Below are 7,135 nucleotides of genomic sequence, written 5' to 3'. Positions count from 1 at the left end.
GGTGTTCCAACAAATAAATCCTCCAAATCCCGATGGTTAAGCACCTAACTGTATTAGCCCGCGCAGGCGGGCTTTGTCCGTGTAGCCCCAGGCTTAAGCCTGCGGGTTTTTTGGGTATTTTATTTTTTGGAGTTCCCTAAGGGGCGATCGCCAACCTCAACGCACCCTATTTCAACCCAGTCAGGACTTAGAGAATCTGTACGATTAAACCCTAAATGCAGAGGCGATTCGCGTTTGATGCCTCTACAGTTAGGGCAAATTTTCAATATCTGCGTCAGTCCTGAGCTCTAGGGAATCCTTTCCCCCTTCACATCGATCGCCTCATCCACAAATCGACTCATCAGCGGTTCAGTCTTCACCTCTTCCACGGATTCTTCACTCGGTTCTGGCGCTTCAGATACCGGAATCACTGGCTTTTCTTCCTTTGGAACCGGCGGTTTGGTATCAAACACCAACTTTGTCGGCCCTCGACCAATGTAAATCGTATCCCCCGCCACAAATTTCCCCTCTAATAACAGAGTCGCGATCGGGTTTTCCAACTCCCGTTGAATCGCCCGCTTGAGGGGTCTGGCCCCATAAACCGGGTCGTACCCAACTTCGGTCACATAATCCAACGCCTCCTCCATCAGATTGAGCGAGATTTTTTGTTCCGCCAACAACTTATCCAACCGCTTCACCTGAATCTTGACAATTTCGCTCAATTGCGATCGCGTCAAAGCATGGAACAAAATAATCTCATCCACCCGGCTGAGAAACTCCGGACGAAAATGCTTCTGTAGGGCCATCATCACCCGTTTCCGCATTTCCTCATAGCGCGCATCATCCCCCGCCAAATCCAAAATATGGTCACTCCCAATATTGCTCGTCATCACGATGACTGTATTTCTAAAATCCACCAACCGCCCTTGGGAGTCAGTGATTCGACCATCATCGAGCACTTGCAACAAAATATTAAACACATCAGGATGAGCCTTTTCCACCTCATCCAACAACACCACCGAATAAGGATTCCGGCGCACCACTTCCGAGAGTTGGCCCCCTTCGTCATAGCCGACATACCCCGGAGGCGCACCCACTAACCGAGAAACCGAATGTTTCTCCATGTACTCCGACATATCCAAACGCACCAGGGACTCCTCGGTGTCAAACAGCACCTGAGATAAAGCCCTCGCCAACTCGGTTTTACCCACCCCAGTGGGTCCCATAAATAGGAACGACCCGATGGGGCGTCCGGGGTCCTTCATTCCGGCCCTTGCGCGCCGAATGGCTGCTGAAACCGCCGAAACCGCTTCTTGTTGGCCAATCACGCGCTGATGGAGGAATGATTCCATTTGCAGCAATTTTTGCCGTTCCGATTCCAATAGGCGGTTAATGGGAATCCCGGTCCATTTGGCGACAATTTCGGCAATATCCGCGTCGGTGACTTGTTCGCGCAGTAAAGTAGAGCCACTGGCTTGCAACTTCAGCAGTTCAGCTTCCTTGGCTTCGCGATCGCGCTGCAACACTTCCAACTTGCCATATTTCAACTGCGCCGCCTTGTTCAAGTCATAGTTGCGTTCGGCCTTTTCAATCTCCACCCGCAACCCATCTTCCTGTTCCTTAAGCGCATTAATGGCATTGAGCAAATCCTTCTCCATCTGCCATTGATTGCTCAGTTTTTGCTGTTTTGCCGTCAGGGTAGCCATCTCCTGGGTAATCCGGCTTAACCGTTCCTGAGAAGCGCGATAGGCACTGGTTCCCACCACCCCTGCGCCTTCCCCTTCCAGGGAGAGTTTTTCCATTTCTAACTGCATCAACCGGCGATCGGCTGCTTCTAATTCCGTGGGTTTGGAGGTGATCTCCATTTTCAGCTTGGCGGCAGCTTCATCTACGAGGTCGATCGCCTTATCCGGCAAAAAGCGATCGCTGATATATCGATTCGACAAACTCGCCGCTGCCACCAATGCCGCATCTAGGATTTTTACCCCATGATGCACCTCATAACGCTCCTTCAACCCCCGCAAAATGGAAATGGTGTCATCCACCGTCGGCTGATCCACCATCACCTGCTGGAACCGACGTTCTAAAGCGGCATCTTTTTCGATATATTTGCGATATTCATCCAGGGTACTCGCCCCAATACAGCGCAATTCCCCCCGGGCTAACATCGGTTTAAGCAGATTTCCCGCATCCATCGTCCCTTGTCCTGCACCCGTTCCCACCACGGTATGCAATTCATCAATAAACAGGACAATTTGACCATCGGATTGGATGACTTCCCGCAGAACCGCCCGCAGTCGGGCCTCAAATTCCCCGCGAAACTTGGCCCCAGCAATCAGACTGCCCATATCCAGGGAAATCAGTTGCCGATTTTTCAGGGATTCCGGGACATCCCCATTAACAATCCGTTGGGCGAGGGCCTCGGCAATGGCGGTTTTACCCACCCCCGGTTCCCCGATTAAAACCGGATTATTTTTGGTCCGGCGCGACAGGACCTGGATTACCCGGCGAATTTCCTCATCTCGGCCAATTACCGGGTCGAGTTTGCCTTGCTTGGCCTGTTCCGTGAGGTCCCTGCCATAGCGTTCTAAGGCTTCATATTCGGTTTCTGGACTTTGGTCCTTGACTTTGGCACTTCCCCGGATTTCTTTAATAGCTAAATCCAGTTGTTGTTGCTCAAACGGGGTGCGGGCGTCCACCGTAGAGGCTTTCAGGGCGCGCCTTCCGAGGCGATCGTCCTCGGCAAAGGCCAGTAAAATATGCTCGATGGAGATAAATTGGTCTTCGAGATTTTGCCTTGCGGTTTCAGCTTTATCTAATAAGAGATCTAATCCGCGACCGAGGTAAAGTTGACTGGTATTGCCAACTTTGGCTTGGCGCAAGGCAAAGGTACTAATTTGTTGTAAGAGTTTTTCTGGCAGGATTCCGGCTTTGGTGAGGATCCGCTGGGCGAGTCCTTCCGGTTGTTCTAAAACGGCGATCGCTAAGTGTTCGACTTCGAGTTGCTGATGTTGGTAGCGACGGGCGACATCTTGGGACTTGACAATCCCTTCCCAAGCACGGTCTGTAAATTTGCTGGCGTCAGTAGGCTGCATCTTTTAAGTGCTGTTTGCCTCCAAAGGTAGTCTTTAATTTAAAAGGTTAACCGGCTGCAAGTCGCATCCGGACTCTATAGCTATGGTATCTTATCGGAGTTTTTCACCCCGGTCACCGTTCCCAGGAAGGATCAAGAGGGAGATTCTTCCGGTGTTCGTAGTAACGACTTCAGTCGTTCTCTTCGTTTGTAGTAACGACTTCAGTCGTTCTCTTCTCTTCGTTCGTAGTAACGACTTCAGTCGTTCTCTTCTCTTCGTTTGTAGTAACGACTTCAGTCGTTCTCTTAGTTTGTAGTAACGACTTCAGTCGTTCTCTTCTCTTAGTTCGTAGTAACGACTTCAGTCGTTTCCGGATTCAACAGTACCTGGATGTGGTTTGTTTGTTCAAAGGCGATCGCCTCCAAGCAAAGCCCCATTCTTGACGAACCCCATACAATGACAGGACCAGAGGGGGTGTGAACCTGCGACAGTTTTGGGGATAACGACTGAAGTCGTTACTACAAACACCGGATAACGACTGAAGTCGTTACTACAAACACCGGATCACGACTGAAGTCGTTACTACGAACAGCCGGATAACGACTGAAGTCGTTACTACAAACACCGGATCACGACTGAAGTCGTTACTACAAACAGCCGGATAACGACTGAAGTCGTTACTACGAACGGGAAGAGAACGACTGAAGTCGTTACTACGAACATTGGAAACTGAAGGGGTTGATTAGGCCGGTTTGGTTTGAATCAGTTCGATTTTATAACCGTTGGGGTCTTCCACGAAGGCGATTACTGTGGAACCGTGTTTCATGGGTCCCGGTTCCCGGGTGACTTTGCCGCCTTGGGCTTTGATGCGATCGCAGGTAGCATAAATGTCATCGACGCCTAGGGCAATATGACCATACCCCGTCCCGATATCATAGTGGTCTGTATCCCAGTTGTAGGTCAGTTCGATCGCCGCTTCTTCCGATTCGTCGCGATATCCCACGAATGCCAAGGTGAATTTTCCCCCGGGATAGTCTTTTTGCCGCAATAGCTTCATGTTGAGAACGTTGCAGTAAAAATCTAGGGATTTTTCCAGGTTGCAGACTCGCAACATCGTGTGTAAAATTCTCATGCTTTCTCCAAGTTTCCTGACTTTACTCTTATTGTAAGGGCCGGTTGCGTGACGGTCCCAAACGAGTTGCTATTCTCTGGGGGTAAGGATTTGCTGACTCTGATGGGGTGGGATGACTGCCTCGGATCCGGATCCGGAAACTTTATTAAATCTGTGCCTCAATCCTAAAGTTGGCTGTATCGTAAAACGTTGAGGCAATGATTTGCTTTTCGGGTTTGACGGTGAGCACTCAAACACTTACCGAGGTTCAGCCCAAGGATATCTAAAATTTCAGGGAAGACTGAAGAATGAACGGAATTGACAGCACAGCAATTGAAGTGATTCGCGCCCGGGAAATCCTCGACTCTCGGGGTCGTCCTACGGTGGAAGCGGAAGTTTATTTAGCGAATGGTGCAATGGGTTTGGCCCAGGTCCCCAGTGGAGCCTCGACGGGCAGTTTTGAGGCCCATGAACTCCGGGATGGAGATAAGAAGCGCTACGGTGGCAAAGGGGTGTCGAAGGCGGTTGAGAATGTTGAAAATAAAATCGCCCCCAGTTTGGCAGAAATGGATGCCCTGGATCAAGGGGCGATCGACTACGCCATGATTAAGTTAGATGGTTCCCCCAATAAGTCTAATTTGGGCGCGAATGCCATTCTCGGGGTTTCCCTGGCAACGGCTAAGGCGGGGGCAAATGCCCTTCAAATTCCCCTCTATCGCTATCTAGGCGGTCCTCTGGCGAATTTGTTGCCGGTGCCTTTGATGAATGTGATTAATGGCGGTGCTCACGCGGCCAATAATGTGGATTTTCAGGAGTTTATGATTGTCCCATCCGGGGCCTCTTCGTTTAAGGAAGCCCTGCGCTGGGGTGCGGAGGTATTTGCTTCTCTCAGCAGTGTTTTGGATGAGAATGGATTGCTGACTGGGGTTGGCGATGAAGGCGGGTTTGCGCCTAATTTAGAGTCGAATCAAGCGGCGTTAGAAATCTTGATGTTGGCGATTAAAAAGGCTGGATACAAACCCGGGGAAGAAGTTTCTCTGGCTATGGATGTGGCTGCCAGTGAGTTTTACAAGGATGGTAAGTATGTTTATGAGGGAAGTGCTCATGAACCGAAGGAGTTAATCGATTATTTGGCGAAGTTAGTAGACGAATATCCGATTGTTTCTATTGAGGATGGATTGCATGAGGATGATTGGGAAAACTGGAAATTGTTGACCGAAAAGTTAGGCGATCGCGTCCAATTAGTCGGGGATGATTTGTTTGTAACGAATCACGTTCGTCTCAAGCAAGGAATCGATATGGGGGCCGGAAATGCAATTTTGATTAAGCTTAATCAAATTGGCTCTTTAACGGAGACTTTGGAAACGATTGATATGGCAACTCGCAATGGGTTCCGGTCAATGATTTCCCACCGTTCCGGGGAAACGGAAGATACAACGATCGCCGATTTAGCGGTGGCAACAAGGGCCGGTCAAATTAAGACGGGTTCTCTCTGTCGGAGTGAACGGGTGGCGAAGTACAACCGTTTGTTACGGATTGAGGATGAGTTAGGCGATCGGGCGGTTTATGCCGGAACTGTGGGATTAGGACCCAAGGGTTCTAAGTAATAGTTAATGCAACAAACCCCTAAATTTTTAATCCGGGGGTTTGTTGGTAGTATTGCCAGCAGTTTGATTGTTTTAAATTGTGCCATGAAACGGGGGTTTGTCACTCCCGTTTATTTTTTTGAAATTGCCTTTTATTGCTGAATATCTTTGACTTGCAAAGACAGTTGACCTCGACCTAGCATTTCTAGGAGTTCGCTGACACTATGACCTTGTTCCTGGGCGATCGCCACGACGCCTTCCCAACCCGTTTCTGTGACGGTGAGTTTCCGGGTTTTCTTCTTTTCCCCCCATTTTTGCGGACGACCCTCGTGGTATGTCAAATTTTTTAGAGAATTGGGATGCAATTCTTTTTTCTCGTTCATTGCTACTCGCTGCCCTCGGGGATGAAATCGGGGGTTTGACCCCTCTTAACAATCTATTAAACGGCATCTATTATAGATTTATAGTTTGACGAAACTAAAAAAAACCGGGCTGACAACCCGGTAATGCCAAACAATAATCTAAACGGAATTATACCATGACTGCCTGCATTCTTGAGGTTGAAACTTACGAGAATTTAATCAATGTAGTCGCCTGGGTACTGGAAGATGTTGCCAGCGCGATCGTCAGCGTGCGGATGATGCTGCGAAACAAATGTCCTTGGGCGCTGTATGTCTCGAAAGCAACGGGAAGGCGATGGGCCACATTTATTGCCCGGGCCAAGTTTAAGGGGTATCATCTCAAATATGATGGCGATCGCGTGATTTGCACGAACTTGGAAACTGGCAAGCAGTACCGGGTTAACCTAGACTGGTGTAGCTGTCTGGCGTTTAAATGTACTCAACCCGATGAGTTAGGCCAGAAATCGCCCTGTCAGCATATCAAGCTATTGCGAAATCTAGGGGAAAAGAGGCGCAATAAAGATGTCATCCTCGACAAAACGCGATTAGAAGGCGAGCCTATTTCCATCAACCCCCAAGAATGCCCCCAAGGATTTTATCTGGAAAAAATCCCTAACTTGGAGGTGCCAGAATATGAGGTTTGGGCAACGTTCCCAACAACAACTGGATTGCACCATCGCTGCATGGGTCGCATTCAGGAGAAGTTAGACGGGAGTGGCATCCTCGCCATGACCCCGAGTTCTTTCGTGGGACGGGAGTTTTCCAACACCCAGGATGCCATTGGATATCTAGGACGAGAAAGCCGAATTGGAGGAAAAAGGACTAACGGGGAAAGAATCCCATTAGGGTGTTCCAACAAATAAATCATCCAAATCCCGATGGTTAAGCACCTAACAAGACTGTATTAGCCCGCGCAGGCGGGCTTTGTCCGTGTAGCCCCAGGCTTCAGCCTGCGGGTTTTTTGGGGATTTTATTTTTTGGAGT

At 49.3% G+C, this 7,135-nt stretch carries 5 protein-coding genes; 2 read left to right on the top strand and 3 right to left on the bottom strand.

All coding sequences use genetic code 11. From position 1 onward, the window contains the following. Positions 1–287 precede the first annotated feature (287 nt). Together clpB and gloA are read right to left on the bottom strand one after the other, a co-directional pair. Positions 288–3,074: an ATP-dependent chaperone ClpB gene (clpB, locus tag NG833_RS29735; RefSeq protein WP_254568873.1), complete on the bottom strand. Its 2,787-nt coding sequence runs from the start codon at positions 3,072–3,074 to the stop codon at positions 288–290. 721 nt (positions 3,075–3,795) lie between these two features. Continuing rightward, positions 3,796–4,185 carry a lactoylglutathione lyase gene (gloA, locus tag NG833_RS29730; protein ID WP_254568872.1) on the bottom strand — a complete coding sequence of 130 codons (390 nt, stop codon included), beginning with the start codon at positions 4,183–4,185 and terminating at the stop codon, positions 3,796–3,798. A 287-nt stretch (positions 4,186–4,472) separates the two neighbouring features. Here gloA and eno point away from each other — a divergent pair, with 287 nt between their 5' ends. Continuing rightward, a complete protein-coding gene (gene eno / locus NG833_RS29725; protein WP_254568871.1) occupies positions 4,473–5,771 on the top strand; it encodes a phosphopyruvate hydratase in 1,299 nt (432 codons plus the stop codon). A gap of 131 nt (positions 5,772–5,902) precedes the next feature. Here eno and NG833_RS29720 read toward each other — a convergent pair whose 3' ends face one another. After that, the gene (locus tag NG833_RS29720; RefSeq protein ID WP_254568870.1) at positions 5,903–6,133 is read right to left on the bottom strand and encodes a hypothetical protein; all 231 of its coding nucleotides are present in this window, start codon (positions 6,131–6,133) and stop codon (positions 5,903–5,905) included. A 155-nt stretch (positions 6,134–6,288) separates the two neighbouring features. Here NG833_RS29720 and NG833_RS29715 point away from each other — a divergent pair, with 155 nt between their 5' ends. Further along, positions 6,289–7,014, top strand: a complete 726-nt coding sequence (locus tag NG833_RS29715) for a hypothetical protein (protein ID WP_254568869.1) — start codon at positions 6,289–6,291, stop codon at positions 7,012–7,014. Positions 7,015–7,135: the final 121 nt, after the last annotated feature.

Source organism: Oscillatoria sp. HE19RPO (assembly GCF_024220515.1).
In the GTDB taxonomy this organism is placed as follows: Bacteria; Cyanobacteriota; Cyanobacteriia; order Cyanobacteriales; family Laspinemataceae; genus Laspinema.
The sequence above is the reverse complement of the archived record's forward strand: the minus strand, read 5'-3'. Positions and strand labels throughout refer to the sequence as shown.